The organism is Delftia tsuruhatensis (genome assembly GCF_903815225.1).
GTDB lineage: Bacteria > Pseudomonadota > Gammaproteobacteria > Burkholderiales > Burkholderiaceae_C > Comamonas > Comamonas tsuruhatensis_A.
The window spans coordinates 2,640,256-2,665,572 of the sequence record NZ_LR813084.1; the positions used below are offsets into that span (position 1 = coordinate 2,640,256).

Sequence of the window (25,317 nt, forward strand, 5' to 3'; positions counted from 1 at the left end):
CCCGGCTTTTTTACATCCGTGGATCTCTTGGGAAATCAATGATGCTGTATATTTATACAGTATTTGAGATTTTCCCCATGACCACGTCCCACGCCTCCCAACCTGCGCAGTCCGCCCCCATGGCGGGCGCGGCGCGTGTGCTGACCCAGTTGCAGGGCGTGTGGCGTGGCGATGGCTGGCAGCAGGCGCTGCAGCAGCGGGTCCAGCCTTCGGGCCATGCGCTGCTGGATGCGCAATTGCCGGGCGGGGGCTGGCCGCTGGGCGCCATGGTCGAGCTGCTGCAACCTGCGCATGGCCATGCCGAATGGTCGCTGTTGCTGCCGGGCCTGGCGGCCCTGATGCAGCGCAGCGCGGGGCAGGTGGTGCTGGTGGCGCCGCCTTGCAGGCCTTTTGCGCCGGGCCTGGACGCGGCAGGCGTGGAGGCGCACCGGCTGTGCTGCGTGGAGGCCGACACCCACCCCAGTGCCCACCCGGCCGGCGATGGCACAGGGCTGGCCTGGGTCTGTGAGCAGGCACTGCGCTGCCGTGATGTGCTGGCCGTGCTGGCCTGGCTGCCGGCCGGCCTGCCCATGGCCACGCTGCGCCGGCTGCAATGGGCGGCCGCTGCCCAGGGGCGCATTCTGTGGCTGTGGCGCGAGGCCTCGGCCGCCTTGCAGACGGTGGCCTCGCCCGCGCCGCTGCGGCTGCGCGTGGAGACAGAGCCGGGCGAAGGCGGCACGCCGGCCTGCCTGCGCGTGCAGTTGCTCAAGCGCCGAGGACCTGCGCTGGAGCACCCCTTGAAGCTGCCGCTGCACCACTGGGCCTGGCAGGACGTGCTGCAGGCTCAGGCCCAGCGGCGCACCCGGCAGGCGGACGAGGCGCAGCGCTGGCTTCATGGACACGGGCAATTGCTGCCCGCCGGGGCGCCTGCCCTGCAGGCGGCAGCGCACACCCTGGGGTGAGATGCCATGGCACAGTCGAATCAAGCACTGCACTGGATCGCGTGGCCGCTGCATGGCGCGCAGGGCGATGATCATGGCGACGGTGATGGCGGGGGCAACGCCTGTGCCCGGCAGGCCTGGTGGGCCCTGCGCTGGACGCCGCGCGTGGCGCTCTGGTACGGGGAAGGGCAGGCCGTGGCGTTGATGGAGGTGGGCAGCGTGGAGCGCCTGTGGGGTGGCCGCCAGACCATGCTGCTGGGCCTGCTGCGCGCGCTGCGTGAACAGCAGCTCGAGGGTGGGCAGGCGGACGCCCCCCGGATGTTGTCCTGGGCCCGGGGCGCCACGGCGTGGCAGGCGCTGGCGCGTCTGCGCTGGCGCATGCAGGACACGGATTCGCGCCAGCCCTGGCCGTCTGCCGACGCACTGCCCATCTGGACACTGCCCGCACTGGAGCCGCATGCGCCGGCCCTGGAGCGCATGGGCTGCCGCCGATGGGGCGACCTGCGCGCCCTGCCGCGCGCGGGCCTGGCGCGGCGCATCGGGCTGCCGGCCCTGCTGACGCTGGACCAGGCCTATGGCAGCAGCCCCCATGCGCTTGACTGGCTGGAACTGCCCGAGCACTTCGCATTGCGCGCCGACCTGGGCTATCCGGCCAGCGACGCCCAGGCCCTGCTGCAGGCCGCCCGGCCCCTGCTGCGTGCGCTGCAGGCCTGGCTGCAGGCCCGCCACCAGGGCGTGCTGGGCCTGCAACTGCGCTGGCACCACGATCTGCGGCGCGTGGACGGCACGGAGCTGCCGGCCTGGGAAGCGCTGGACATCCGCACGGCCCGGCCTGCCCAGGCGCTGGAGCACATGGAGCGCCTGCTGCGCGAACGCCTGGCCCGCACGCCCTGGCGCGCGCCTGCGGACATGCTGGAGCTGGTGGCGTTGGACACCGCGCCTTTCGCGGCCGATGCCGGCAGTTGCCTGCCACCGGCCGCGCCCGGCCCGGCGCCGCTGGGCGAGGCGGCAGGCGCGGCGGGTGGGGCCAGCGGCATGGCCTGGCATGAATGGGTGGAGCGCGTCTCGGCCCGCCGTGGTGCGCAGGGCGTGCGGGTGGCGCAACTGCAATCGGACCACCGGCCCGAGGCCATGCAGCGCTGGACACCGGCCTGCGAGTCCTTGCAGACCCCGCAGGCACCGAGGCGGCCCGCGCACGCGCGCAAGGCTGCCAACCCCTGGCAGGGCCTGCTGCCGCCCTGGCTGCTCGATCCGCCCCAGCCGCTGCTCCTGCAGGGCAGCCGCCCTTGCTGGCAGGGGCCGCTGCAATTGCTGGCCGGCCCCTATCGGCTGGAGGCCGGCTGGTGGGGAGAGCCGCAGGCCGATGCGGCGCTGGCCGTGCGCGACTATTTCGTGGCCAGCAACGCGGCTGTCGGCCATGTCTGGATCTACCGCGAGCGTGCGCCTGCATCGGAGCGGCTGCCAGGCATGCCGGCCCTGCTGTCGCCCGCCGCCTGGTTTGCGCAAGGCATCTATGGCTGAACAGGACATCTTGCTGCAGCCGCCGCCCCCGCAGCTGCAGCGGCTGCAGCCCCCGCCGCAGGCCATCGGGCCGGTGTCCGGCATGGCATCGGGTCCGGGTCTGCCCGGCTATGCGGAGCTGCACTGCCTGTCGAACTTCAGTTTTCTGCGCGGCGCCTCTTCGCCCGCCCAGCTGGTGCAGCGCGCCAAGGCCCTGGGCTACCAGGCGCTGGCCCTGACCGACGAATGCTCGGTGGCCGGCGCCGTGCGCGCCTTCGAGGCTGCGCGCGACTGCGATATGGCCCTGATCCATGGCAGCGAATTCGCCTGGGGGCCGCTGCGCGTGGTGGCGCTGGCGCGCGATCTGAACGGCTGGGGCAACCTCTGCGAATTCATCAGCGCAGCGCGCGCCCGTGCCGACAAGGGCCAGTACCTGGTCGATGCGGACAGCCCCTGGCATCTGCTGCGTGAAGGCTGCGAATGCATCGTTGTGCCGCAGCGTGCGCAGCTGTTGCCCGGTGATGTGCCCGCCATGGCCGAGGCCGTGCAGGCCGCCGTGGCGCAGCTGGGGCCGGGCTGCTGGCTGGGCGTGGAGCTGCTGCTGGCGCCCGACGACAGCCTGTGGCTGCAAAGCCTGCAGGACGTGGCAGGGTTATTGGGCCTGTCCTGCGTGGCCTGCGGCGACGTGCACATGCATGCGCGCTCGCGCAAGCCGCTGCAGGACTTGGTGACGGCGCTGCGCCTGGGCTGCACGGTGGCCGAGTGCGGCTTCGCGCTGCATCCCAATGCCGAGCGGCATCTGCGCTCGCGGCTGCGGCTGGGCGGCATTTATCCGCGCGCCATGCTGGATGCAAGCCTGCAGATTGCCGCGCGCTGCGATTTCAAGCTCAGTGAGATCAGCTACCACTATCCGCAGGAAACCGTGCTGCCCGGCATGGATGCGCGCCAGACCCTGGCCTGGCATACCTGGCAGGGAGCGGCGGGGCGCTATCCCGAAGGCATTCCCGAGCTGGTGGCCAGGCAGTTGAAGGATGAGCTGCAACTGATCGCCGAATGCGGCTACGAGATGTACTTCCTCACCGTGCACGACATCGTGCGCTATGCGCGCACTGAAGGCATCCTGTGCCAGGGCCGGGGATCGGCCGCGAACTCCGCCGTCTGCTACTGCCTGGGCATCACGGCCGTGGACCCTGATGGAAAGACGCTGCTGATGGCGCGCTTCATCAGCCGCGAGCGCAGCGAGCCCCCAGATATCGACGTGGACTTCGAGCACGCGCGGCGCGAGACCGTCATCCAGTACATCTACGAAAAATATGGCCGTGACCGTGCGGCGCTGACGGCCGTGGTCAGTTGCTGGCGCACGCGCGGCGCACTGCGCGATGCGGGCAAGGCCCTGGGCGTGGATGCGGCGCTGATCGATGCCATGGCCCGGCAGCACCACTGGTTCAGCGATGCCGAGGACGAAGCGGCCGAGCCCGAACCCGATGATCCCGCCCTGGGCTGGGTGCGCTCCAAGCTGCTGCGCCTGGCACGGCTGCGTGAGCGGCTGGGCGATGCATGCCCGCAGCTGTCACCCCGGCGCGCACGGCTGTGGCTGGAGCTGGCCCTGCAACTGCGCGACAGCCCGCGCCACCTGAGCCAGCACGTGGGTGGCTTCGTGCTGACCGAGGGACCGCTGACGCGCCTCGTGCCCGTGGAACCCGCGACCATGGAGAAACGCTCGGTCATCCAGTGGGACAAGGATGACCTGGACACCATGGGCCTGCTCAAGGTCGATGTGCTGGCCCTGGGCATGCTCACCGTGCTGCGCGGCAGTCTGGATGCGCGCGCCGCGCTGCGCGGCGTGCGCTGGGAACTGGCCGACATCCCCCGGGAAGATGCCGCCACCTACGACATGATCTGCCGCGCCGATACCGTGGGCACCTTCCAGATCGAAAGCCGTGCCCAGATGAGCATGCTGCCGCGCCTGCGGCCGCGCGAGTTCTACGACCTGGTGGTCGAGGTCGCCATCGTGCGGCCCGGGCCCATACAGGGGGGCATGGTCCATCCCTATCTGCAGGCGCGCGAGCGCCAGCGGCAGGGCGATGCGCTGGTTCTGGAGAAGCCCGCCCTCAAGAAGGCGCTGGAGCGCACGCTGGGCGTGCCCATCTTCCAGGAGCAGGTCATGCAGATCGCCATGATCGCGGCGGATTTCTCGGCGGGCGAGGCCGACGAGCTGCGCCGCTCCATGGCCGCCTGGCGGCGCAAGGGCGGCGTACACCGATTCGAGCGGCAACTGATCGACGGCATGCTGGCCAATGGCTACAGCGCCAAATTTGCCCAGGCCATCTTCCGCCAGATGCTGGGCTTTGGCGAATACGGCTTCCCAGAAAGCCATGCCTACAGCTTCGCCATGCTGGCCTATGCCAGCGCCTGGCTCAAGCGCCATGAGCCGGCCTGTTTCCTGATGGCCTTGCTCAATGCCCAGCCCATGGGCTTCTACACCCCCTCGCAGCTGATCCAGGATGCGCGCCGCCACGGCGTGCGCGTGCTGCCCATCGATGTGCGCCACAGCGACTGGGACTGTACGCTGGAGGCACCGCATGAGCGCATTGCCGGCGTCGAGCTGCCACAGCCGGCCGTACGCCTGGGACTGTGCATGGTGGCGCAGTTGCCAAAGACTTCCGGCGAGCGCGTGGCGCAGGTCCGCGCCCAGGCGCCGTTCAGGAGCACCGAGGACCTGGCCCTGCGCGCCCGGCTGCAGCGCGCCGAGCTGCAGGCCCTGGCGGCGGCCGATGCGCTGCAGGGCCTTTCAGGCCACCGCCGCCAGCAGATGTGGGATGCGGCGGCCCTGCAGGTGCAGCCGCCGCTGTTCGCGGGTGTGCCTGTGCATGAGGCGCCCGTGCAACTGGCGGCCGCGCCCGAGGGCGAGGAAATCCTGTTCGACTACGCGGCCACGGGCCTGAGCCTGCGCCGCCACCCGCTGGCCCTGCTGCGTGACCGCCTGCGCCGCCACGGCCTGCGCACGGCGCTGGAGCTGCGCGACACGCTGCCGGGCCTGCGCGTGCGCGCCTGCGGCATCGTCACCGTGCGCCAGCGCCCGCCCACGGCCAAGGGCACCCTCTTCATCACGCTGGAGGATGAGACAGGCACGGTCAACCTCGTGGTCTGGCCCGATACGGTCACGCGCTGGAGCGAGCCCTTGCTGGGCTCGCGCCTGCTGGCGGTCGAGGGCGAATGGCAAAGCAGCGCCGACTGGGGCAAGCGGCCGGACGATGGGCCGGCGCCCGTGGACGCGCCGGCGGTGCGCCACCTGATCGTGCACCGCGCCCGCGACATGAGCCGCTGGCTGGGCCGCCTGGGCGGCTCGGGCGTGGCGAGCCGCAATTTCCACTGAGGGTGCTGCCTAAGCAGCCTCAGGCCATGCGGCTGTCCGCTCGGATGTCGGGCATCTGGTCGATACGCTTGCCGAACCAGCCGATGCGCTCGGTCTGGCGCACATCCAGCCTGGGCACATAGGGCTTGATGTCGAGCACGGGCGTGCCGTCCAGCATGTCGTTGCCCAGGAAGTACAGCACCAGCTCCTCGCGCCGCACCAGACGCACGATGGACAGGCCCAGCCGGTTGGGGCGCGCCGGGGCGCGCGTGGCGAATACGCCATGGCTGCTGTCGTCCATGAAGGGGACGACCTCCAGCTTTTCCACGGCCTGGTGCAGGTGTGTGACGAGGATCAGGTAGTCAAAGCCCTCGATGTCGCGCAGGCCGGCCTCGAATTCGGCAAGCACCTCGATGCGTCCCGGTTCGTCGGGCGCGCCGGCGGTCTGTATCGGCATGCCCACGGGATCGGTGAAGCGGCTGCGCACCCAGGCGATGGGGCGGCAGGCGATGGCCTGCGGGCTGTCGGCTGCCGTGCTCATGCGGCCGTGCCCTGCGGGTTGAGCAGGCGGGTGAGGGCGGCGATGTCGGCCGCTGCCGCCATGCGCGCCGTTGTCTCGATGGCGCGGTAGTGGCGCACGATGGCCTCGCCCGTGGAAGTCAGGGAAGCGCCGCCGCCATGCGCCCCGCCCGCGGCCGTGTTGACGGCCGGCGTCTGCAGCGCACGGTTCATCTCATCGACCAGCACCCAGGCGCGGCGGTAGGACATGCCCAGCGCGCGCGCGGCGGCCGAGATGGAGCCCGCTTCGGCGATGGCTTCAAGCAACTGGACCTTGCCGGGGCCGATGGCGATGGTGCCGTCGTTGTATACGCGCAGGCGGAACTGGACTTTGGAGGTCATGGGAAAACGGAAGCGGAAAAAGCAGGCTCAGGAAAAGCAAACGATCAAGCCTAAGCGAAATCCGCGCCCTGCGCCCGGCCGGGGCCTTAGTGAAAATACGCAATGCATTCCTGCTATGGCGGGCTACGGTCGGCCCATGCCGGCAGGGTTCAGCGCCTGGTCACCTCGGCCAGGATGCGCTGGCACTGCGCATCCTCCTCGGCGGCAGGCACCGTCAGCGGCACCAGGGCCAGCGCGGCCGGTGCCGCGATGGCGGCAGCCACGGCGGCACCCGCGCGCAGCAGCAACGGGCCGGGCTCCACGCCGACCTGGGGGTGGGCGAAGCTGCCGCGCACGTACAGCGGCGTGCGCAGCGAGAAGAACTTCCACTTGAGCGACTCCGGCTTGATGTGCAGGTCCATGGTCTCCTGGGCCAGGCTGATCTGACCCGTGGCCTCGACGATGGCCTCGGGCGTGGCCAGCTTGACGTTGCGCGTGCGCGCCAGGCCCTTTTGCACGCTGAAATCCGCCACGGCACAGTTGAGCTGCACTTCCTTGTCCTCGCCGAACAGCTTGGCCACGACAACGCTGCCCAGATTCAGTGCGGCCAGGTCCAGCAACTGCTTGCTGAAGCGTCCGTCGCGCACATACAGCCGGATGTCGCCCGAGCTGCTGCCCAGCCATTCGGCGATGGACTGGCCGCGGCCCTCCAGCGCCAGGACGCCGTCCATGCGGCCCAGGCTTTTCTTCATCAGTTCGATCTCAGGGAACAGCGCCGACAACTGCATGCCTTCCACGCGGCCCTTGAGGTTGGCCTTGGCGGGCTGGGGGCCGCTGTCGACCACCGCATCGATGTCGAGCTTGCCCTTGGCCATGCCGAAACGCAGCGGCGACAGGCGCAGCACACCGTTGTCCATGATGGCGTGGACACTGAAGTCCTCGATGGGCAGGGCCTGGGGCCGCTCGATGCGGTCGCTCCTGAAACGCAGGTCCATGTCCATGGCCGTCCAGGCGCGGGTCTCGAAGCGCTGGGCGGGCAGGGCCTTGCCGCTGGCCGCTTCCTTGTTTTTCTGGCCCTGCTGGGTCGAAGGCGCGCCGATCACCGGGCCCAGATCGGCCAGGCGCAGCTTGCGCGATGCCAGGTCGCCCGTGAGCCGGGGGCGGGGCTCGCCCGAGGTGTAGTGCAGCGCGCCGCGCAGGTCGCTTTGGCCGACGCGGCCCTCGAAGTCCTGGTAGGCCCAGACGGCGCGGCCCGGCTGCAGGCTGCCGACCAGGCGGCCGTTGGTGTCGAAGGCAGGCGTGCGCGGCAGCAGCAGCCCGGTCAGCGGGAACAGGTCGGCCATGCTGGCGCCGCGCAACCGCACCTGCAGATCCATGCCCTCCAGCGCCTTGGGGTTGTCGAGCGTGCCCTGCGCCTGGGCATGCAGGCTGCCGGCGCTGGCCCACAGCCTGACGGGAAATTGCGCGCTGCCGGACTGCAGGTCCAGCACCGGCCCCACCAGGCCCCGGGCCTCGATGGTGGCCTTGGCGATGTGGCCGGTCAGGCCGACGCGCATGCCATAGGGAAACTCGGCGCTGGGCGGCTGCACGAGGCTGTCCAGGCGCGCACGTACCGCCATCTGCCGCATGCCGTCGCTCCAGCCCACCAGCCCGCTGCGCAGGCTCAGCTGCGCGACCTGGAATCGCCAGCGCGGGCCCGAGGTCTCGGGCCGCTCGAAAGTCCAGTTGTTGCTGCCATCCTTGCGGCGCGCGAAGACCAGGTCCGGGCCTTCGAGCTGCAGATGGTCCAGCAGCACATGCCGGCCCAGCAGGGGCCACAGCCGCAGGCTGGCCGTGGCGCGCGCCACCGTGGCCATGGTGGCCGCGTCGCGGGCCGGCGGGGCCATCTTCTCGTCGGCCAGGGCGATGCTGTCGGGGTCGATGTCACGGTTGGCCCGGCTGGACTGGGCGGCCTTGTCCTGTGGCAGGCGGCCCTTGTTCAGGTGGTCGGGCGGCGCGGGCAGGGCGGGCAGATCGGCGCTGCCCTTGTCCGGTGCCTGCTCCACTTGCCAGCCCTCGGGCTGGCCCAGCGCCAGCTGGCCGGCCTCGACGGTGACACCGGGAACCCAGTGGCGCCAGCCCTGGTCCAGCGGCTGGGGCCAGGTCCAGCGCAGGCGCAGATTGCCTTCGATGGCGAAGTGCCGGCCCGTGGCCTCGCTGACGCGCTCGTTGATCCAGGGCCTGGCGCGGTTCCAGTCGAAGGTGGCGATCAGGACCACGAGCAGCGCAACCAGCATGGCCAGGGCAGACACGGTCCAGAGCAGGGCGCGCGCCCAGCGGCGGCGGGGCGGGGCGGAAGGCTCTGGCGCAGGCATGGGTGCGGCGGCTGGACGGGTCTCGATGGCGGTCATGGCGCAGGAGGCTGCGAAATGGAGTTCGGTCCATCCTAGCGCCGTGAAATCGCCTGCCAAGGCCCGGGACGTGAGGGCGCGCCACCGGCAGGCCCGCATTCAGGAGGTTGGCCTACACGTCGGCGGACGGCGCGGCCTGTCTTGTCATCGTGCTGTCTCCTGGCCCTGGCGCAGGCAGGTGGATGCCAGCGCGGCCACCGCCAGCAGCGCGGCGATGATGAACAAGCCATTCCTCGTGCTGCCCGTGGCCTGCTCGATCAGGCCCATGGCCGTGGGGCCGATGAAGCCGCCGACCAGGCCGCAGGTGTTGACCAGGGCGATGCCGCCAGCCAGCCCCGCGCCCGCCAGCCGCGAGGCCGGGAACAGGAAGACGATGGACTGCACCACGAAGAACATCAGCGCCGTCAGGCAAAAGCCCAGCAGCCCCAGCACGGGGCCGGTGCGGCCCGCGCCGGCCGCCAGCAGCAGGCCTGCGGCCATGACGAGAAGGCCTGCCAGCAGCAGTCGCCGGCAGCGTTGCGGGCTGGTGGCAAAGCGCGGCAGCCAGGCCGCCCCGATGGCGGCCGCGATCCAGGGCACGGAGTTGAGCAGTCCGATCTGCAGCGGCGACAGCGAGCCATAGGTGCCGATGATGCCCGGCAGAAAGAAGATCACGGTGTAGATGCTGATCTGGTGGCAGAAGTACACGAAGATGGCCAGCCAGATCTGGCGGTCCGCCAGACAGTCCCTGAGCGAATGGCCCACCTGGCCCGCGTGGGCCTGCTGGGCCTGTTCCGCCTGCAGGCGTTCCAGCACCTGGCGCGATTCGGCGGCCGTCAGCCAGGGCGCGCTGGCCGGGCCGTCGGGCAGCTTCTTCCAGACCACCCAGGCCAGGCCCACGGCGGGCAGTCCCTCGATCACGAACATCCACTGCCAGCCGTGCCAGCCCAGCAGGCCATCCATCTGCAGCAGGGCGCCGCCCACGGGGCCGCTCAGGATGTTGGCAATGCACACGCCCAGCAGGAAGTAGCCGATGGCGCGGGCCCGCTCCTCGCGGCCGAACCAGTAGGTCAGGTAGAGCATGACGCCGGGGAACAGCCCCGCCTCGGCGGCGCCCAGCAGCACGCGCATCACATAGAACGAGGTCTCTCCGGTGATGAAGGCCATGCCGGCCGACAGCAGCCCCCAGGTCACCATGATCCGCGTGATCCAGAACCGCGCACCCACCCTGTGCATGACCAGGTTGCTGGGCACTTCCAGCAGGGCGTAGCTCAGGAAGAACAGCCCCGCGCCCAGCCCGTAGGCGGCGGCCGAGATGCCCAGGTCGACCTCGATATGCGTCTTGGCCAGCGCGATGTTGGTGCGGTCTATGAAGCTGATCACATAGGACAGGACCAGCAGCGGCATCAGCCTGCGGAAGATTCTGGCGTTGAGCGCCGTGCTGGCGCCGCTGGCCGCGCCGCCGTGAGTGGACGGGGGCGCATGGACGGAATGGCTGGACATGGTGCTTGTCTCCTTGAAGGCGGGACCGTTGGCAGGTCTGGTGGGCGGGCAATGGCTCAGAAGGCCACGTTGGCGGCGCCCTTGAGGCCCAGCATCTGGCGTGCCTCGGCGGGCGTGGCAACGTCGATGTTCAGTGCCTGCAGGACGGTGCGTATGCGGCGCACCTGCTCGGCGCTGGAGGTGGCGAGCTGGCCCGGGCCTATCCACAGCGAGTCTTCCAGCCCCACGCGCACATGGGCGCCCATGGCGGCGCCCATGGTGGCCAGCGGCAGCTGGTTGCGCCCGGCGCCCAGGATGGACCATTGGTAGCCGTCGCCCAGCAGGCGGTCGGCCGTGCGGCGCATGTGCATCAGGTCTTCGGGGTGCCCGCCGATGCCGCCCAGGATGCCGAACACCGACTGCACGAACACGGGCCCCTGCACCAGTCCCCGTTCCACGAAATGCGCCAGGTTGTGCAGGTGGCTGATGTCGTAGCACTCGAACTCGAAGCGCGTGCCCTGGGCCTGTCCCAGCCGCAGGATGCCTTCGATATCGGCAAAGGTGTTCTTGAAGACCAGGTTGCGGCTGTTTTCCAGATGCTCGCGTTCCCAGGCGTGCTCCAGGTTCCGGAATCGCTCCAGCATGGGAAACAGGCCGAAGTTCATCGATCCCATGTTCAGCGAGGCCAGCTCGGGCTGGAACTCGGTCACAGGCCGCATGCGTTCTTCCACCGTCATGTGCGGACTGCCGCCCGTGGTGATGTTCACGATGGCATCGCAGCCGGCCTTGATGGAGGCGAGAAACGGACGGAACAGCGCGGGATCCTGCGAAGGGCGGCCGTCGCGTGGGTCCCGTGCGTGCAGGTGCACGATGGCGGCGCCGGCTTCGGCCGCATCGATGGCGGCCCGGGCGATCTGCTCGGCCGTCACGGGCAGGTGGGGCGACATGCTGGGGGTGTGGATGGCGCCCGTGGGCGCGCAGGTGATGATGGCTTTGGTGCGGGTGGCCATGGAGTGTCCTTGAGAGGGAAGGGCGAAAGAGGGTTGGAGTGGCGGGTGCTCAGCTGAGGGCCTGCGTCAGCCCGTCGACGGCCAGCTCCTGGCCGGTGACATGGCAGGCCATGGGGCTTGCGGCAAACACGGCCATGTGGGCGATGTCGCGTGCCGTGGCCATGCGGCCCAGCGCGGCCTGGTGGGTGTAGTCGCGCGTGACATCTTCCAGCGGCCGCCCCGATGCGCGGGCCTTGGCTGCGATGACGTCGCGGATGCGCGGGCCGTCCACGGCGCCCGGAAGGATGGCATTGGCGCGTATGCCGTCGGCCCCCAGCTCCAGGGCCAGCGACTTGGTGAAGCCGATCACGGCCCATTTGGATGCCGAATAGGCTGAGCGGCCCGGCATGCCCAGGTGTCCCGCCGCCGAGGACAGGTTGACGATGGCCGTCTGCCGCCCCTGGCGTGCCGACTCGCGCAGCCGGGGCACGGCCAGCCGTGTGCACAGGAAGGTGCCGGTGATGTTCACATCCAGCGTGCGTTGCCAGTCGGCAGGCTCCAAGGTCTCTACCGCGCCCGTGGGGCCGGCCACGCCGGCGTTGTTGACCAGCACGTCCAGCCCGCCGAGCGCGCGGTCCACGGCCTCGAACAGCGCAGCCACCTGGGCGGCATCCGAGACATCTGCCAGGCAGCCATGGGTGCCGGGCAGGGTGGTGGCCAGCGCGACCAGGCTGGCCGCGGCCACATCGCAGACCATGACGCGCGCGCCAGCGCTGGCGAAGGCCCGGCTGATTTCCAGGCCGATGCCCGCCGCGCCCGCCGTCACCAGGACGCGCTGGCCCGCCAGAAGATCGTTGTTCCACATGCGAATACTCCTTGGGAAAAGAGGAAAGGTTCGATGCTGGATTCTGTATCTGTGATCACAGATCAAATATGGTGAATACCCTGAACACCTGCGGCCTGCGCTACGATGGCCGGCATGGCAATCAATGAACTCGTCACCCCGCTCAAGCGCCAGACGCTCAGCAGCGATGTCTATGCACAGCTGCGCGAACTGCTGATCACGGGCCAGATGTTTCCGGGCGAGCAGATCTCGCTGCGCACCACGGCCAGCGCCCTGGGCGTCAGCGTCATGCCGGTGCGCGAGGCCGTGCACCGGCTGGTGGCCGAGCAGGCACTGGAACTCACGCCCAATCGCGCGCTGCGCGTGCCGTTGATGACGGAAAGCGCCTTCCGCGAGATCACGCGCATCCGCGTCAACCTCGAAGGCCTGGCCGCGGAGCAGGCGGCACGGCAACTGCCGGCCATCGGGCTGGAACGCATCGCAGCGCTGCAGGACCGCTTTGCGGCCGAGATGGCCAGCGCCTCGCCGGACGGCGCGCGGCTCATTGCCTTCAACAAGGATTTCCACTTCGCGGTCTACGGCGCGGCCTGCATGCCCATGCTGCTGCAGATGATCGAGGCGCTGTGGCTGCGCATAGGCCCCATCCTCAACCACGACATGCGCTCGGGCTCGCGCAGGGTGAGCGAACAGGTGGCAGTCGGCCACCATGCGCGTCTGGTCGAGGCCCTGCGTCGCGGCGATGCGGCGGCCGCGAAGGAGGCACTGCGCGGCGACATCGAAAGCGCGGCCGACTACATCGTTTCGGCGGGCGTGCTGGTGACAGCGGACAGCGGGTTGAACGGCGCGAATGGCGGGAATGGGCTGACCGGCCCAGCCTCGGCAGGTGACAAAAGCCGATGAGCGGCAGAGGAATGAAGCAAGGAAGTAAGATTTCCTTGTTTTCTTTCATCTGCAGGAGCCGGCCATGCTAGCCAAACTGACATCGAAGAACCAGATCACCCTGCCCAAGGCCGTGGTGGCCGAGGTGGAGGCCGCCGAGTATTTCGAGGTGGCCGTGGAAAACGGCCGCATCGTGCTCACGCCCGTGCATGTGCAGCCCGTCCAGCGCGCACAGGCTGTCCGCGACAAGCTGCAGCAACTGGGCATCACCGAAGAGGATGTGCAGGAGGCGACCTCCTGGGCGCGCGAATGATGCGCGTCGTCCTGGACACCAACGTCGTGCTCTCTGCCCTGCTGTTCACGTCCGGCCGTCTTGCGTGGATACGCCATGCCTGGCAGCACCAGCAATTGCAGCCCCTGGTCTGCAGGGAAACAGCCAGCGAATTGCTGCGTGTGCTCGCCTACCCGAAGTTCAAGCTGGCAGCGGCCGAGCAACAGGCCTTGCTGGAGGATTTCCTTCCCTGGGCCGATGTCGTCACACTGCCGCAGCCCTGGCCTGCATTGCCGCTGTGCCGGGACGACAAGGACCAGGTGTTCCTGGTTCTGGCGCATGCAGGCCGGGCCCAGGCGCTCATCACGGGCGACGGCGACCTGCTGGCGCTGCGTGACAGCTTTCCCGGCATGATCGTGATGCCCGATGAATGGGCGGTGCGGCACAAGCGCTGAGAGCGGCAATTCATGCACAACGCCCACGACCCCAAGGTTCTTCCCATACGCGACGGCGTCAGCCCCAGCTGCGTGGTGCTGCCCAGCCAGGGCGGCGGGTTGCTGATCGATTTCCTGGCCGAGCGCCTGCCGGCCGTGGCGCGCGAGGACTGGCTGCGGCGCATGGCGCTGGGCGAAGTCGTCGACGAGCACGGGCGGGCCGCGCAGGCGGACACGGCCTTCGCGCCGGGGCTGCGCTATTACTACTACCGCGAACTGCCGGCCGAGCCGGCCATCCCCTTCGAGGCCGAAGTCATCCATCGCGACGATCATCTGCTGGTGGCCGACAAGCCGCACTTCCTGCCCGTGGTGCCGGCCGGCAAGTACCTGCAGCAGACGCTGCTGGTGCGGCTCAAGCGCGCGTTCGGGCTGCAGGAGCTGTCCCCCATCCACCGCATCGACCGCGACACGGCGGGACTGGTGGTGTTCTCGGTGCAGCGCGCCACGCGCGGCACCTACCAGGCGCTGTTCCGCGACCGTGCCATCCACAAGACCTACGAGGCCGTCGCACCCTGGCGAGCGGACCTGGAGTTTCCGCGCGTGCATGAAAGCCGCATGGAGGAAAGCGGCCATTTCTTTCGCATGCACGAGGTGCCGGGCACGCCCAACACCCGCACCCGCATGCAGGTGCTGGAGCAGGAGGGTGGCTGGGCACGCTACCGGCTGGAGCCGGAAAGCGGCAAGCGCCACCAGTTGCGCGTGCACATGGCGGCCCTGGGCCTGCCGCTGTGGGGCGACGGCTTCTACCCCGAGGTGCACGACATGCCCGAGGGCGACTACTCGCGCCCGCTGCAGCTGCTGGCGCGCAGCCTGGCCTTCGACGATCCCCTGACCGGCCAGCCCCGGTCTTTCGAGAGCCGCCGTACGCTGCTGGCGCTGGCGGATCTGTAGCTTTTCAGGTTCCGGTGTATCCCATGGTGTGTGCATGGGATAGCTTCCTGCGGACATATAACGGACAACTTTGTCCGATAATTGCCCGCATGACTTCCAAGAGACCCAGTGCCGATATCCGCCGCGCCCAGCTGCTGGACGCGGCCGATGCCGTGTTTTCCGAGCACGGCGTGACTGCGCCGCTGGACCTGGTGGTCGAGCGTGCCGAGGTCGGCCGCGCCACGCTGTACCGGCAGTTTCCCGACCGGCGCGCGCTGATGCTGGCGCTGCTGGAGCGCTCGCTGGACAACATGCGCATCGCGGCCGAGGCCATGGCCGAGGACGACGATGCCTTCTACAAGCTGCTGTCCCGTCTGGCCGAGCGCATCGCGGTTTCGGCCCCCATCACCGACTACTGGCGCACGGTGGAGCGCGGCGACGAGGTCATCGCCCAGGCCCGCGTTTCCATGTGGCAGATCTTTCGCCCGGCCATGGACCGGGCCGTGGCCTGCGGCCAATGCCGCCAGCCGCTGACCCAGTCCGAGCTGTCCCTGGTCTTCGGCATGCTGGGCGCCTCGCTGCGCGGCGAGACGCCGCAGCAGCGACGCAGCCTGGCGCGCAAGGCCCTGCAGATCGTCTGGCAAGGCCTGAAGGCCTGACATGGCCACCACGCCCACTCCACCGGGGCCCGTGCTGCCCCCGTCGCCCCCCGTTGTCTACCTGAAGCCCCCGCCGGACTGGGAAGAGCACGAAAAGCCCAGCCTGCCGGGCTCGCCGTCGATGCCGCTGCACCAGCCGGCAGTGCGTGCCGCCTATGGCCTGATCGCCGTGCTGGTGGCGCTCACGGGCGGCCTGGGCAATGCCTTGTTCACCGCCAATCTGCCCACCATCCAGGGCCAGATGGGCCTGACCGCCACCGAGGCCGCCTGGCTGACCGGCGCCTATGTCATGCTCAACATGACGGCCAACCTGCTGGTCTACAAGTTCCGACAGCAGTTCGGCATGCGGCTGTTCGCCGAGATCGGCCTGGGCGTCTACGCCGTGCTGACGCTGCTGCACCTGGTGCTGGGCAGCTACGCCAGCCTGCTGATGCTGCGCGCGGCCAGCGGCCTGGCCGGGGCGACCTGCAGCACGCTGGGCACGCTCTACATGCTGCAGGCCGCGCCGCGCAAATACGTGCTCAAGATGCTGGTCATCGGCGTGGGCCTGGGCCAGATCGCCACGCCGCTGGCCTGGATCCTCTCGCCAGGCCTGCTGCTCAACAGCGAGTGGCACAACCTCTACCTGTTCGAGGCCGGCCTGGCGCTGATCTCCTTCGCCGGCGTGGTGGTTCTCAAGCTGCCGCCCGGCGTGCACATCCGCAGCTTCGAGCGGCTGGACTTCCTGACCTTCTTCCTCATGGTTCCGGGCATGGGCCTGCTGATCGCCGTGCTGGTGCAGGGCTACAACCGCTGGTGGCTGGACACGCCCTGGCTGGCCTGGATGCTGATCGGCGCCATCGTGCTGCTGAGCCTGGCGCTGTACATCGAGCACCACCGTCGCAATCCCATGCTGCAGACGCGCTGGTTCGTGCTGGCGCCCACGGTGCGCTTCGTCATCGGCGCGCTGCTGCTGCGCTTTCTGACGAGCGAGCAGACCTATGGCGTGATCGGCATGCAGCGCATGCTGGGCATGACGGTGGACCAGATGCAGCCGCTGTTCGTGGTCATCCTGCTGGGCACCATCGTGGGCATCGCGGTGTCGGCGCTGACCTTCGGGCTGGAGAACATGGGCCGGCAGATCGTGGGCTCCATCGTGCTGTTCGCGCTGGCCGCATGGCTGGACCACAGCCGCACCAGCTTCGACCGGCCGCAGGACTTCTTCGGCAGCCAGTTCCTGATGGCCGTGGGCGCGGGCCTGTTCATGGGGCCGCTGATGCTGATCGGCGTGGTGCAGGGCCTGAAGTTCGGCGCGCACTACATGCTCACGGCCATCGTCACCATTTCCATGACCCAGGCCATGGGCGCGCTCATGGGCTCGGCCCTGCTGAGCACCTACCAGATGCACCGCGAGCATGTGTACTCGGCCGCCATCGTGGCCGGCGTCGATCCCACCGATCCCATCGTGGCCGACCGCCTGCGCCAGCAGCAGCAAAGCCTGGCCCGCGTCATCACCGACCCGGCGCTACGCGCCGCCCAGGGCATGGCCCAGCTGGCCCAGGCGGCGCGGCGCGAGGCCCATGTGCGCGCCTACAACGACGTGTTCGCGCTCACGGCAGGCATTGCCGTGCTCTACCTGCTGTGGTCGCTGGCCCTGGCCGGTCGCGCGCGCCAGCGCGCCTTCGTGGAGCGCATGCGCGCCGCCGCGGCTGATGCATCGGCCATGCGCGGTACCGATGCCGCCGCCCCGCAGGACGCACCGGGCCAGCCGCCCACCCAGCCGGTCGCCCGCGCCTGAAACCGTTCGCCCAGAGAAAAGACAACAACATGAGTGACTCCACAAATTCCGACGGCGGCACGGCCGCCACCGCTGCCTCGCCCGCAACGGCTCCTGCTGCGCCACCCACGGCGCCGTCCTCGCCTTCCCCCAAGCTCATCAAGCCCTCGCTGCGCAGCGTGCTGGTGATGGTCGCGGTCGCCCTGGCCGGCGTGCTGCTGGTGCTGCGCGCCTGGAACCTGTTCCCCTTCGCGGGCACCGTGGTGAGCACCGACAACGCCTATGTGCGCGGCGCCGTCACCGTGCTCGCGCCCCAGGTCAGCGGCTATGTGACCGAGGTGCTGGTGCAGGACTACGAGAACGTCAAGGCCGGGCAGCCGCTGGTGCGCATCGATGCGCGCACCTACGAGGCCGCCGTGGCCCAGGCCGAGGCCCAGCTGGCCAATGCCCGTGCCCAACTGGCCAATGCCGACCAGACCCAGGCCCAGAACCGCGCCACGCTGGGCGCCAGCCGCGCGGGCCTGGAGGCCGTGCAGGCCGAGGCCGACCGCGCCGGCGCCGAGCTGCAGCGCGTGCAGGCGCTGGCCGAGCGCGGCTCGGTCTCGCTCAACGAGCGCGACAAGGTGCGCGCCACGGCACGCCTGGCGTCCGCCAACGTGGCCAAGGCACGCGCCGACATCGAAATCAATGCCGAGAAGATCAAGGCCACGACCGTGAACCGGGCCTCGCTCGAAGCCCAGGTGCAGATGGCCCAGGCCCAGTTGCGCCAGGCCCGCATCAACCTGGACAACACCGTGGTGCATGCGCCCGGTGACGGCCAGGTCGGTGAGGCCGGCGTGCGCGTGGGGCAGTACGTGACGGCCGGCTCGCAACTGCTGTACGTGGTGCCCCGGCGGCTGTGGGTGGTGGCCAACTTCAAGGAAACGCAGACGGCCCGGGTGCGCATCGGCCAGTCCGTGCAGTTCAGCGTGGATGCGCTGGGCGGCGCGCGCCTGACGGGGCGCGTGCAGGAGATCGCACCGGCCACGGGCTCGGAGTTCAGCGTGCTCAAGGCCGACAACGCCACCGGCAACTTCACCAAGGTCGTGCAGCGGCTGCCGGTCAAGATCGCCATCGACGAGGGCCAGGAACAGGCCGCCCGCCTGCGGGCCGGCATGTCGGTGGTGGTGCGCCTGGATACGGCGCAGGAGGCCCGGCCATGACCGCGCGTTCGCTGGCTGCAGCCCTGGCCTGCACGCTGGCGCTGGCCGGTTGCAGCGTGCCGCCACTGAGCCAGGCGCCCGATGCCGCACGGCCGGCCTTGCCCTCGCAATGGAGCGTGGCGGGGCAGGGGGCGCCAGCCCAGATTCAGGCTGCATGGTGGCAGGCCTTTGGCGACCCCCTGCTCACGCGCTGGGTGGAACTGGCCCAGGCACGCAACGGCGATGTGCTGCTGGCCCTGTCGCGCGTGGACGAGGCGCGTGCCAACCTCGATGTGGCGGGCGCGGCCGGCCTGCCGCAGGTCTCGGCCACGGCGGGTGCTTCCACGGGGCGCAGCCTGGGCGCGCGCGGCCTCACGCATACACGCTCGGTGCAGCCCGGCCTGCAGGCCAGCTGGGAGCCCGACCTCTGGGGTCGCATCGCCCACCAGGAACAATCCGCCGCGCTGCGCCTGCAGGCCAGCGAGGCCGACCGCGACGCCGTGGCCCTGTCCGTGGCCGCAACCACGGCCCAGGCCTATGTGGGCCTGCGCGCGCTGCAGCAGCAACTGGCGGTGGCACAGGCCACGGCCCGGTCGCGCCAGGATGCCCTGCGCCTGGCCGATGACCAGGTCAGCGTGGGCTACATCTCGCAGCTGCAGCGCACCCAGGCCCAGGCGGAACTGCAAAGCGTGCAGCAGGCCGTCGAGCAGCTCGAACTGTCGCTGGCGCGCCAGCGCACGGCCCTGCTGCTGCTGGCCGGCGGCGAGGGTGATGCCGACGCGGCCGCGCTCATGGCCGACAGCCAGGCGTCCGTGCAGGCGCTGCAGCTGCCGCAGGCGCCGGCCGCGGGCCTGCCCTCGGCCTTGCTGCAGCGCCGCCCCGATATCGCACGGGCCCAGCTGCAGCTGGCCGCCGCCGATGAAGCCATGGCGTTGCAGCGGGCGGCCTTCCTGCCCCAGGTCTCGCTGACGGCCAGCGCCGGCAGCCTGCTGGTCAATGCGCTGCAATACCATCCGGCCACCGTCTGGGCGCTGGGCGGCAGCGTGCTGGCGCCGCTGTTCACGGGCGGGCGGCTGCAGGGCCAGTTCGATGCCGCCACGGCCCAGCGCGACCAGGCGGCCCATGCCTACCGCAACGTGGTGCTCAAGGCCATGGCCGATGTGGAAAACGCCCTGGTCGGCACCCAGCGCCTGCAGTCGCAGTGGCAGCACGCCAGCGAGCGCGAAGCCGTGCTGCAGCGTTCCCTGGGCTTTGCCAGGGACCGCTACGAGGCCGGCTACGCCAGCTACCTGGAAGAGCTGGATGCCCAGCGCAATCTCTTTCAGGCACAGCAGGAGGTGATACGCCTGCGCCTGGGGCAGCTGGAAAATGCCATCGCGCTCTACCAGGCGCTGGGCGGCGGCTGGCAGGCCGCTGCCTCTGCGCCCTGAAGGCCCTGGTCAGATTTTCTCGATCCGCGCGGGCAGGCCCTGGCGCACGGCGGCGCCGGACACCCAGTCCACCCACACGTTCTTGCAGCCGGCCCGTGTCGGATCGGCAAAGCCCAGGTCGTTGAGGTTCACGCCGTTGGCGTGTTCGGCGTTGACGGCCATGGGCTGGCCATCGATGCTGTGCCGGCCCGCGCCCAGCTCCCGGTGTCCGTAGCCGTGCTCCATGGCCACCGTGCCCGGCATCACGCCGTCGCGCACCATGGCCACGGCCGTCACCGCGCCGCCCGGCGTGCGGATGCGCACCGTGTCGCCGTTGGCGATGCCCAGCCGTTGCGCGTCCTCGCGGTGCAGGGAGACCGGGTTGTGCGGATGCACCTGGCGCAGCCGCGAGACCGCGATCGACATGGAGCTCATGAGGTTGGATTTGTACGAGGTCAGCAGCATCGGCCATTGGTCCTCGCCGAAATGCGTGCGCATGGCGCTGCCGTCGGCCAGTCGCGCCGGATACCAGGTGGGGCAGCCGCTGTAGCGCTCGCCCGTCATGGCGTGGCGCATGCGGGCCAGCTCCTCGCTCCAGACCTGCAGTGCATGCGGATGGGCCTTGCGCACCTGGCCGTCCTTCCAGGCATCGTCGAGTCTGTCGAAGCGCCCGCCGCGTGTCAGCAGCATGGCCACCTGGCGCCATTCGTCCTCCTTCAGACGCTGGCGCAGCGCGGGCACCAGGCGGTCCACGCCGGTGATGGCCATGTCGTCGTCGCTGGCCGCGGGCACGGCCTTGTCGCCGGCGAAGGCGACGTTGGCCAGCGCATGGATGAAGAAGTCCTCGGCCGAGTGCAGGGCCAGCGGCCGGCCCTGGGCATCCTTGATGGCGCCTTCGCCAAAGCCCGGCAGGCCCAGCCTGGCGGCCACGGCGAACAGGAAGCTCTCCACATTCACGGGGCGGCCCTCGGCCGTGCGTGCCACGGCGGGCTCCACCACCGGCCAGCGCACGGTGGAGGTCTTGGCCACCACGTCGGCCCAGGGCGCCGAGATGCCCCAGCTTTCATAGGTCACGGTGTCGGGCACGATGAAGTCGGCCAGCGCGCTGGTCTCGTTGATGAAGGGGTCGATGGAGACGATCAGCGGCAGCTTCTTCGGGTCCTTGAGATCGTCCACCAGCGCATTGCGAAAGCCGGCTATGCCGTAGACGGGATTGCTCATGTGGTTGATCCACACCTTGGCGCGATAGGGGTAGCCGGCCAGCGCGCTGGCCAGCATCTCGCTGGACAGGCCGCCCACGGCCGGGTACCACGGGGCCTGGGCGGCGGGGTAGGCCTTGCTGTCCCCGGGCTGGCCCTCGCGCTTGCGCTGGAACTCCGCGCTTTTCTCGTAGGGCTGGCGGTGGCGCGACAGCGCCAGGCCGCGCGGCTTGGCCTTGCCGTCGAAGTTGGCGAAGTCATAGCGCGGGCCGGGGCCGAAGGGCCCGAAGGGGCCGGCGTCCAGCACCAGGCCGCCCTGCACGTTGAGGTTGCCCACCAGCGTGTTGAGCATGCTGATGGCGTAGGCGGTGTAAAAGCCCGAGCCGCTCATGGTGCCGCCATGCGCATCGGCCACGGCGCGCTTGCCATGGCTGGTGAACTCGCGCGCCAGTGTCTCGATCTCGCCGCGCGCCACGCCGCACAGCGCGGCGTATTCATCCAGCGTCTTCAGGCTGGCCTGCTCATGCAGCTTGGCCAGGGAGGAGCAGACCGGCAGCTCGGGGGCCTGGTCCGCGCCTTCGGCCTTCAGGCCGGGCACGGCCACGCGGGTGCGCACCATCAGCTGTGCAGGCTCGGCCTGGGTGTGGGGCGCCAGGCTGCCGTCGGCGCGCTGCACCACGAACACGTCCTGGGCCGGCTTGCCCTCTTCGGCCGGTGCAGGCAGGGCCCAGCCCAGGTCCGCACCGCGCAGAAAGCTGCCATGGCGCGGGTGGCCGGGCTCGTTGACCAGCAGGTGCGTGGCATTGCTCCAGGACGCCTCACCCGCCGCCTGCATGGCGGCGGGGCCGGGCTGGGACAGGAAGACCGAGTCATAACGCGTCTCGTCCAGGATGACGCGGATCAGCGCCATGGCCAGGGCCAGGTCGCTGGCCGGCTTGACGGCCAGCCAGCGGTTGCCGCTGCCCGCAGCCAGGCTGGACGAGGTCGGCAGCACGGGAGAGACCACCACGTAGCGGAAACGGTTGTCCTCGCGCGAGCGGGCCTCGGCCAGCTCGCGGCCCTGGCGCTGGAAGGGGTTGCCGGACTGCGCAGGCGCCGCGCCGATGAACAGGCCGAAGCTGGCACGGCTCCAGTCGGGCTTGCCGTGCGGCATGCCGGGCAGGTCGCCCAGCGCCGCTGCCGCGCCCACGCGGAAACTCTGGCCGCAGTAGGCGCCGTGGTTGCTGACGTTCACCGTGCCGAAGGCCGGCCCCGCGAAACGCCGCAGCAGCTGGGCGCGGCCTTCGTTGGAGGCGTCGGTCACCAGCAGCTGGTTGGCGCGCGGGCCGAACTCGGGGTTGTCCGCGTCCAGCGGTGTCCTGGTATCCCAGATGGCGCGCAGGCCCTCGACCTGGCCTTCGCCGAACAGGTCACCGCCCTCGCAGACTTCCTGCACCAGCTGCTCGAAGGAAATGCGCTGCCAGCGGCCGCTGCCGCGCGGGCCCACGCGCTTGAGCGGGGTGAGCACGCGGTGCGGCGCACTCTGGTGCTCCAGCATGGACGAGCCGCGCGCGCAGGACGTAGCCCGGCCCTCCAGGCCCAGCTCCTTGCCCAGCCTGGCGTAGACCTCGCGCACGGGTTCTTCCATGGCGGCTGGCCGCGTGGTGGCCAACGGGTGGTAGGGGTTGCCTGCCACGCGCAGGATGCGGTTGCCGGCCGTATCGACACGCACGCGCACGCCGCACTGCGTCCAGCAGCCCAGGCAGCTGGAGGGGCTGACCACCTGGCCGGGCTGGGTGGAGAGCGCTCCTGTGGCCGGGTCGATGCGGAACTCCGGCGTCAGCGAATTGCCGCGCGTGGCGCTGGCCGTGGGCGTGCCCGAGGTGCCTGCCACCAGGCCCTTGGCGCCGCGCGCCAGCGTCTCGCCGTAGCCGGCCGCAAAGGCGGCCAGCCCACCGGCGGTGAGGCCACCGCGCAGCAGCAGGCGGCGGCGGGCGGCCTCGGCATCCAGCCGGTCTTCGGGAGCTTGGGGGAGTTTCTTCTTGTCGGTCATGGATTGCTTTCTGTGGCGCGGCCGGCAGGGGGGTGGGCCGCGCTCCGTGAATGGGGAGTGCCGTCAGGGCGGCGGTGTCAGACGGCGCGGGCCGATGCCGAGCGCGCGGGGAACAGCTCCAGCGCCCAGGTCGCCAGCGTCACCAGCGCAACGCACAGGCCGGCCACGCCCAGCATGCCCAGCAGGCCGTCGCCGCCCAGCGGCATGTGGTAGATGTACAGGCCCGCGCCGTACTTGGGCACGCCCTGCACACCCATGAACAGGGCCCAGCGAAAGGCCCAGGCGGCGGCGGCCAGGCCCAGCCCCAGGGCCAGCGTGTAGCGCGGGCAGGCCATGCGCGTTGCGCCCTGGGCCAGCGCCCACAGCAAGGCGGCGCCCGCCACGGCCGAGCCCAGCATGCTCAGCCGCCAGACCGGGAACTGCTGCCACAGCTGCAGCGCTGCCTGGAAGGAGCGGCCCTGGCCCAGCCAGCCGGCAACGGTCCAGATCGCCACCATGGCCAGCAGGCACAGCGCCAGCGCCAGGCCCAGCACGCGCAGGGCCTGCAGGGCGCCGACATCGGGGCGTTGGCGGGCGGGCAGAAAGCGTGCCGTCACCAGCATGCAGCCCACGGTGGCCAGCCAGCCCGTGAGCGCCAGGTTCAGCGGCACCCACAGCGTGTTCCACAGCGGGCGCGAGCGCACGGCCATCAGCTCGGCGCCGGTATAGGCGGTGATGGTCAGTGCCGACACGGCCAGCAGCGGTGCCAGCCAGCGCAGCCACTGCGGCCGGCCCAGCCACCAGGCCAGCACGAAGGCCAGCGCCAGTCCCACGAAGACCGGCAGCAGCAGGGCGCCCACCGACATCCACGACCAGGGCGTGAAGTGCGCATAGAAATGCCAGAAGCGTGCGGGCTGGTGCAGGTCGGCCAGCAGCGACACGGGCGCCGCGATGGCGCTCACGGCCAGCACCAGCACGGCGGCAGGCAGCAGGCGCGCCATGGCGCTGGCGCGTGGTGCCCATGCGCAGGCGGCGGCCAGCAGGGCGGCGCCCGTGGCAATGCCGGCCAGGAAGAAGTACTGCACGGCCCAGGGCAGCCAGGCCGATTCGTAGGCAGGGGTCAGGAGTTCGATGATCTGCATGCGATGGTCCTTGCGATCAGTGGGATGCGACCAGACGCACGCTGGCCTGTCCGTCCACGCCCTCGACGAAGGCGTCGGGCAAGCCCAGGTAGTACACATGCGGGTCCGTGCCCATGGCGGGCTTGAGCACCTTGAGGTCCTTGGCGTGCTCGCGCATGCGCTGGCGGATCTCGCTGCCCTCGTCGTTGAGGTCGCCGATCACGCGCGCACCGCCCACGCAGCTTTCCACGCAGGCCGGCAGCAGGCCGGCCTCCAGCCGGTGCTCGCAGAAGGTGCACTTGTCCGCGGTCTGCGTCTCATGGTTGATGAAGCGCGCGTCATAGGGACAGGCCTGCACGCAGTAGCCGCAGCCCACGCAGCGCTCGTTGTCCACCAGCACGATGCCGTCGCTGCGCTGGAAGGTGGCCTGCACGGGGCAGACCGGCACGCAGGGCGGGTTGTCGCAGTGGTTGCACAGGCGCGGCAGGTTGAGCATGGCCGGGGGCAGGTCCTCGTTGCCCGCGTGCTGCACCTCGTACTGCAGCACCGTGGTGCGGAACTGGCCCAGCGGCGGCAGGTTTTCCATGGAGCAGCTCACCGTGCAGGCCTGGCAGCCGATGCACCGGCGCAGGTCCACCAGCATGCCGTAGCGCCTGCCCGCCTCGCCCGGGCGACGCGGTGGCTGGAATCCCGGCGACCCCGGCATGGCCGCCGCCACGGGCAGGGCCACGGCAGCCATGGCCGCAGCGAGCAGATCCTGCAAAAAACCGCGCTTGCTTTCTGCGGGTTGTTGTTCGAATACGGTGGGGGTACTTCCCGGGCTGCAAGGCGTGCGGCTGCAATCGCCGGGGGCATGGGAGGGTTTTGGCATGGCCTGTCTTTCATCGTTCTGCGGCCGCGAAGGCGGTCGCTTAAACTCAATTAAGCATTTGAAATATGCTTTTTATATTGAATTTAATATATGAAATTTCAGGCTTTTGTGGCTTGATGTGAGTCAAGTCGGTGGCTGGTTTCCGACCCGCGATCCGCCTGCTGGCGGGCGCTGCACCGGGTGCGTTACCGAGGGTCACAGCGTGCGATGTGCGGATTAAGGCCGGGTTAACAGCATGAGCGCAACGCTCGGGATCAT

The 25,317-nt window shown here is 70.0% G+C and carries 20 protein-coding genes; 11 read left to right on the forward strand and 9 right to left on the reverse strand.

The window, feature by feature from the left end; genetic code table 11:
• The first annotated feature begins 77 nt into the window (after window positions 1–77).
• The 3 genes from imuA to L1Z78_RS11950 are packed head-to-tail and all read left to right on the forward strand — an operon-like array spanning window position 78 to window position 5,796.
• On the forward strand, window positions 78–941 hold the full coding sequence (imuA, locus tag L1Z78_RS11940) for a translesion DNA synthesis-associated protein ImuA (RefSeq protein ID WP_234641699.1): 864 nt from the start codon (window positions 78–80) through the stop codon (window positions 939–941).
• 6 nt (window positions 942–947) lie between these two features.
• Entirely contained in the window at window positions 948–2,441 is a 1,494-nt protein-coding gene (locus L1Z78_RS11945) for a Y-family DNA polymerase (protein WP_234641700.1), read from the forward strand.
• Window positions 2,434–5,796, forward strand: coding sequence for an error-prone DNA polymerase (locus tag L1Z78_RS11950; RefSeq protein WP_234641701.1), 3,363 nt, complete (start codon window positions 2,434–2,436; stop codon window positions 5,794–5,796). The genes L1Z78_RS11945 and L1Z78_RS11950 overlap by 8 nt, the downstream gene beginning before the upstream one ends.
• A 19-nt stretch (window positions 5,797–5,815) precedes the next feature.
• Here L1Z78_RS11950 and tsaA read toward each other — a convergent pair whose 3' ends face one another.
• The 6 genes from tsaA to L1Z78_RS11980 form a co-directional block, all read right to left on the reverse strand.
• A complete protein-coding gene (tsaA, locus tag L1Z78_RS11955) occupies window positions 5,816–6,316 on the reverse strand; it encodes a tRNA (N6-threonylcarbamoyladenosine(37)-N6)-methyltransferase TrmO (RefSeq protein ID WP_234641702.1) in 501 nt (166 codons plus the stop codon).
• Window positions 6,313–6,675, reverse strand: a complete 363-nt coding sequence (locus tag L1Z78_RS11960) for a winged helix-turn-helix domain-containing protein (RefSeq protein WP_234641703.1) — start codon at window positions 6,673–6,675, stop codon at window positions 6,313–6,315. The genes tsaA and L1Z78_RS11960 overlap by 4 nt, the downstream gene beginning before the upstream one ends.
• A gap of 149 nt (window positions 6,676–6,824) precedes the next feature.
• Window positions 6,825–9,044 (reverse strand): AsmA family protein, encoded by a 2,220-nt coding sequence (locus L1Z78_RS11965; RefSeq protein ID WP_234641704.1) that lies wholly within the window; start codon window positions 9,042–9,044, stop codon window positions 6,825–6,827.
• Between the two features lie 144 nt (window positions 9,045–9,188).
• Complete coding sequence (locus tag L1Z78_RS11970) at window positions 9,189–10,526, reverse strand: MFS transporter (RefSeq protein WP_234641705.1); 1,338 nt, start codon at window positions 10,524–10,526, stop codon at window positions 9,189–9,191.
• 56 nt (window positions 10,527–10,582) lie between these two features.
• Window positions 10,583–11,515 carry a 3-keto-5-aminohexanoate cleavage protein gene (locus L1Z78_RS11975; RefSeq protein ID WP_234641706.1) on the reverse strand — a complete coding sequence of 311 codons (933 nt, stop codon included), beginning with the start codon at window positions 11,513–11,515 and terminating at the stop codon, window positions 10,583–10,585.
• A 49-nt stretch (window positions 11,516–11,564) separates the two neighbouring features.
• Complete coding sequence (locus tag L1Z78_RS11980; protein WP_234641707.1) at window positions 11,565–12,359, reverse strand: SDR family oxidoreductase; 795 nt, start codon at window positions 12,357–12,359, stop codon at window positions 11,565–11,567.
• A 114-nt stretch (window positions 12,360–12,473) separates the two neighbouring features.
• Here L1Z78_RS11980 and L1Z78_RS11985 point away from each other — a divergent pair, with 114 nt between their 5' ends.
• The 8 genes from L1Z78_RS11985 (at window position 12,474) to L1Z78_RS12020 (ending at window position 19,878) form a co-directional block, all read left to right on the forward strand.
• Window positions 12,474–13,238 (forward strand): GntR family transcriptional regulator, encoded by a 765-nt coding sequence (locus L1Z78_RS11985; RefSeq protein ID WP_234641708.1) that lies wholly within the window; start codon window positions 12,474–12,476, stop codon window positions 13,236–13,238.
• A gap of 64 nt (window positions 13,239–13,302) precedes the next feature.
• Window positions 13,303–13,530 carry an AbrB/MazE/SpoVT family DNA-binding domain-containing protein gene (locus L1Z78_RS11990; protein WP_234641709.1) on the forward strand — a complete coding sequence of 76 codons (228 nt, stop codon included), beginning with the start codon at window positions 13,303–13,305 and terminating at the stop codon, window positions 13,528–13,530.
• Window positions 13,527–13,943, forward strand: a complete 417-nt coding sequence (locus tag L1Z78_RS11995; protein ID WP_234641710.1) for a putative toxin-antitoxin system toxin component, PIN family — start codon at window positions 13,527–13,529, stop codon at window positions 13,941–13,943. Before L1Z78_RS11990 ends, L1Z78_RS11995 begins: the two co-directional genes overlap by 4 nt.
• Window positions 13,944–13,955: 12 nt before the next feature.
• Window positions 13,956–14,873 (forward strand): RluA family pseudouridine synthase, encoded by a 918-nt coding sequence (locus L1Z78_RS12000; protein WP_234641711.1) that lies wholly within the window; start codon window positions 13,956–13,958, stop codon window positions 14,871–14,873.
• An 89-nt stretch (window positions 14,874–14,962) separates the two neighbouring features.
• The gene (locus L1Z78_RS12005) at window positions 14,963–15,511 is read left to right on the forward strand and encodes a TetR/AcrR family transcriptional regulator (RefSeq protein ID WP_234641712.1); all 549 of its coding nucleotides are present in this window, start codon (window positions 14,963–14,965) and stop codon (window positions 15,509–15,511) included.
• Between the two features lies 1 nt (window position 15,512).
• Complete coding sequence (locus tag L1Z78_RS12010; protein ID WP_234641713.1) at window positions 15,513–17,288, forward strand: MFS transporter; 1,776 nt, start codon at window positions 15,513–15,515, stop codon at window positions 17,286–17,288.
• A 29-nt stretch (window positions 17,289–17,317) separates the two neighbouring features.
• Entirely contained in the window at window positions 17,318–18,469 is a 1,152-nt protein-coding gene (locus tag L1Z78_RS12015; RefSeq protein ID WP_234641714.1) for an HlyD family secretion protein, read from the forward strand.
• A complete protein-coding gene (locus tag L1Z78_RS12020; protein ID WP_234641715.1) occupies window positions 18,466–19,878 on the forward strand; it encodes an efflux transporter outer membrane subunit in 1,413 nt (470 codons plus the stop codon). Before L1Z78_RS12015 ends, L1Z78_RS12020 begins: the two co-directional genes overlap by 4 nt.
• 9 nt (window positions 19,879–19,887) lie before the next feature.
• Here L1Z78_RS12020 and L1Z78_RS12025 read toward each other — a convergent pair whose 3' ends face one another.
• The 3 genes from L1Z78_RS12025 to dsrO all read right to left on the reverse strand — a co-directional run bounded on the left by L1Z78_RS12025 (window position 19,888) and on the right by dsrO (window position 25,059).
• The gene (locus tag L1Z78_RS12025; protein ID WP_234641716.1) at window positions 19,888–23,088 is read right to left on the reverse strand and encodes a tetrathionate reductase subunit A; all 3,201 of its coding nucleotides are present in this window, start codon (window positions 23,086–23,088) and stop codon (window positions 19,888–19,890) included.
• A gap of 77 nt (window positions 23,089–23,165) precedes the next feature.
• Window positions 23,166–24,209 (reverse strand): NrfD/PsrC family molybdoenzyme membrane anchor subunit, encoded by a 1,044-nt coding sequence (nrfD, locus tag L1Z78_RS12030; RefSeq protein WP_234641717.1) that lies wholly within the window; start codon window positions 24,207–24,209, stop codon window positions 23,166–23,168.
• Window positions 24,210–24,225: 16 nt separating this feature from the next.
• Complete coding sequence (gene dsrO, locus L1Z78_RS12035; RefSeq protein ID WP_343217786.1) at window positions 24,226–25,059, reverse strand: sulfate reduction electron transfer complex DsrMKJOP subunit DsrO; 834 nt, start codon at window positions 25,057–25,059, stop codon at window positions 24,226–24,228.
• Between the last annotated feature and the right edge of the window lie 258 nt (window positions 25,060–25,317).

Coding starts and splice junctions, on each gene's coding strand:
- imuA (WP_234641699.1), top strand. CDS start 78: ATGACCACGTCCCACGCCTCCCAACCTGCGCAGTCCGCCCCCATGGCG.
- L1Z78_RS11945 (WP_234641700.1), top strand. CDS start 948: ATGGCACAGTCGAATCAAGCACTGCACTGGATCGCGTGGCCGCTGCAT.
- L1Z78_RS11950 (WP_234641701.1), top strand. CDS start 2,434: ATGGCTGAACAGGACATCTTGCTGCAGCCGCCGCCCCCGCAGCTGCAG.
- tsaA (WP_234641702.1), bottom strand. CDS start 6,316: ATGAGCACGGCAGCCGACAGCCCGCAGGCCATCGCCTGCCGCCCCATC.
- L1Z78_RS11960 (WP_234641703.1), bottom strand. CDS start 6,675: ATGACCTCCAAAGTCCAGTTCCGCCTGCGCGTATACAACGACGGCACC.
- L1Z78_RS11965 (WP_234641704.1), bottom strand. CDS start 9,044: ATGACCGCCATCGAGACCCGTCCAGCCGCCGCACCCATGCCTGCGCCA.
- L1Z78_RS11970 (WP_234641705.1), bottom strand. CDS start 10,526: ATGTCCAGCCATTCCGTCCATGCGCCCCCGTCCACTCACGGCGGCGCG.
- L1Z78_RS11975 (WP_234641706.1), bottom strand. CDS start 11,515: ATGGCCACCCGCACCAAAGCCATCATCACCTGCGCGCCCACGGGCGCC.
- L1Z78_RS11980 (WP_234641707.1), bottom strand. CDS start 12,359: ATGTGGAACAACGATCTTCTGGCGGGCCAGCGCGTCCTGGTGACGGCG.
- L1Z78_RS11985 (WP_234641708.1), top strand. CDS start 12,474: ATGGCAATCAATGAACTCGTCACCCCGCTCAAGCGCCAGACGCTCAGC.
- L1Z78_RS11990 (WP_234641709.1), top strand. CDS start 13,303: ATGCTAGCCAAACTGACATCGAAGAACCAGATCACCCTGCCCAAGGCC.
- L1Z78_RS11995 (WP_234641710.1), top strand. CDS start 13,527: ATGATGCGCGTCGTCCTGGACACCAACGTCGTGCTCTCTGCCCTGCTG.
- L1Z78_RS12000 (WP_234641711.1), top strand. CDS start 13,956: ATGCACAACGCCCACGACCCCAAGGTTCTTCCCATACGCGACGGCGTC.
- L1Z78_RS12005 (WP_234641712.1), top strand. CDS start 14,963: ATGACTTCCAAGAGACCCAGTGCCGATATCCGCCGCGCCCAGCTGCTG.
- L1Z78_RS12010 (WP_234641713.1), top strand. CDS start 15,513: ATGGCCACCACGCCCACTCCACCGGGGCCCGTGCTGCCCCCGTCGCCC.
- L1Z78_RS12015 (WP_234641714.1), top strand. CDS start 17,318: ATGAGTGACTCCACAAATTCCGACGGCGGCACGGCCGCCACCGCTGCC.
- L1Z78_RS12020 (WP_234641715.1), top strand. CDS start 18,466: ATGACCGCGCGTTCGCTGGCTGCAGCCCTGGCCTGCACGCTGGCGCTG.
- L1Z78_RS12025 (WP_234641716.1), bottom strand. CDS start 23,088: ATGACCGACAAGAAGAAACTCCCCCAAGCTCCCGAAGACCGGCTGGAT.
- nrfD (WP_234641717.1), bottom strand. CDS start 24,209: ATGCAGATCATCGAACTCCTGACCCCTGCCTACGAATCGGCCTGGCTG.
- dsrO (WP_343217786.1), bottom strand. CDS start 25,059: ATGCCAAAACCCTCCCATGCCCCCGGCGATTGCAGCCGCACGCCTTGC.